General features: G+C 50.2%; 1 tRNA gene and 1 rRNA gene. Both read left to right on the top strand.

The features are described from left to right. Positions 1-73: 73 nt before the first annotated feature. Positions 74-1,597, top strand: a 16S ribosomal RNA gene (locus tag BLW28_RS15535). A 166-nt stretch (positions 1,598-1,763) separates the two neighbouring features. Further along, positions 1,764-1,837, top strand: a tRNA-Ile gene (locus BLW28_RS15530). The last annotated feature ends 14 nt before the right edge of the window (positions 1,838-1,851 follow it).

Here is a 1,851-nt window from a genome sequence, read left to right as displayed (position 1 = left end):
AGTGAGATTTTCTGAGATTTTTTTGAGAGTCGAGCTCTTACAGAAGTATGGTCGTAATATTATTGAAGATTATACAATGAAGAGTTTGATCCTGGCTCAGGATGAACGCTAGCGGCAGGCCTAACACATGCAAGTCGAGGGGTAGAAAGTGCTTGCACTTTTGAGACCGGCGGACGGGTGAGTAACGCGTATGCAATCTGCCTTGTACAGGGGAATAGCCCAGGGAAACTTGGATTAATGCCCCATAGTATTATAGAACGGCATTGTTTTATAATTAAAGATTTATCGGTACAAGATGAGCATGCGTCCCATTAGCTAGTTGGTGTGGTAACGGCACACCAAGGCTACGATGGGTAGGGGCCCTGAGAGGGGGATCCCCCACACTGGTACTGAGACACGGACCAGACTCCTACGGGAGGCAGCAGTGAGGAATATTGGACAATGGGCGAGAGCCTGATCCAGCCATGCCGCGTGCAGGAAGACAGCCCTATGGGTCGTAAACTGCTTTTATACGGGAAGAAACACCTCCTCGTGAGGGGGCTTGACGGTACCGTATGAATAAGGACCGGCTAACTCCGTGCCAGCAGCCGCGGTAATACGGAGGGTCCGAGCGTTATCCGGAATCATTGGGTTTAAAGGGTCCGTAGGCGGGCGATTAAGTCAGTGGTGAAAGTCTGCAGCTCAACTGTAGAATTGCCATTGATACTGGTTGTCTTGAATCGTTGTGAAGTGGCTAGAATATGTGGTGTAGCGGTGAAATGCTTAGATATCACATAGAATACCGATTGCGAAGGCAGGTCACTAACAACGTATTGACGCTGATGGACGAAAGCGTGGGGAGCGAACAGGATTAGATACCCTGGTAGTCCACGCCGTAAACGATGGATACTAGCTGTCCGGCACACATTGGTGTGCTGGGTGGCCCAGCGAAAGTGATAAGTATCCCACCTGGGGAGTACGTTCGCAAGAATGAAACTCAAAGGAATTGACGGGGGCCCGCACAAGCGGTGGAGCATGTGGTTTAATTCGATGATACGCGAGGAACCTTACCAGGGCTTAAATGTAGTCTGACAGGGGTGGAAACACCTTTTTCTTCGGACAGGTTACAAGGTGCTGCATGGTTGTCGTCAGCTCGTGCCGTGAGGTGTCAGGTTAAGTCCTATAACGAGCGCAACCCCTATTGTTAGTTGCCAGCGAGTCAAGTCGGGAACTCTAACAAGACTGCCGGTGCAAACCGTGAGGAAGGTGGGGATGACGTCAAATCATCACGGCCCTTACGTCCTGGGCCACACACGTGCTACAATGGCAGGTACAATGGGCAGCCACTACGCAAGTAGGAGCGAATCCACAAAACCTGTCTCAGTTCGGATCGGGGTCTGCAACTCGACCCCGTGAAGCTGGAATCGCTAGTAATCGGATATCAGCCATGATCCGGTGAATACGTTCCCGGGCCTTGTACACACCGCCCGTCAAGCCATGGAAGCTGGAAGCACCTGAAGTCCGTCACCGCAAGGAGCGGCCTAGGGTGAAGCTGGTAACTGGGGCTAAGTCGTAACAAGGTAGCCGTACCGGAAGGTGCGGCTGGAACACCTCCTTTCTAGAGAAAGACGACCGAATATTCAACAAAGAGAGATTCTTATTGAAAACAAAGGGGTTTTGCTTGGTTTAGCTGTCAATTTTATAATATTAAAGTCTGTAGTGAAGTAGTTTTTAGGGGGTAGTACCACTACCAACTGCCAACTACCAGCTTAAAGACTAAAAACAGTCTCATAGCTCAGCTGGTTAGAGCGCTACACTGATAATGTAGAGGTCGGCAGTTCGAGTCTGCCTGAGACTACAAGTCGAAGATAG

Source organism: Aequorivita viscosa (assembly GCF_900106795.1).
Lineage (GTDB): Bacteria > Bacteroidota > Bacteroidia > Flavobacteriales > Flavobacteriaceae > Aequorivita > Aequorivita viscosa.
This window is presented reverse-complemented; position numbering and strand designations above follow the sequence as displayed.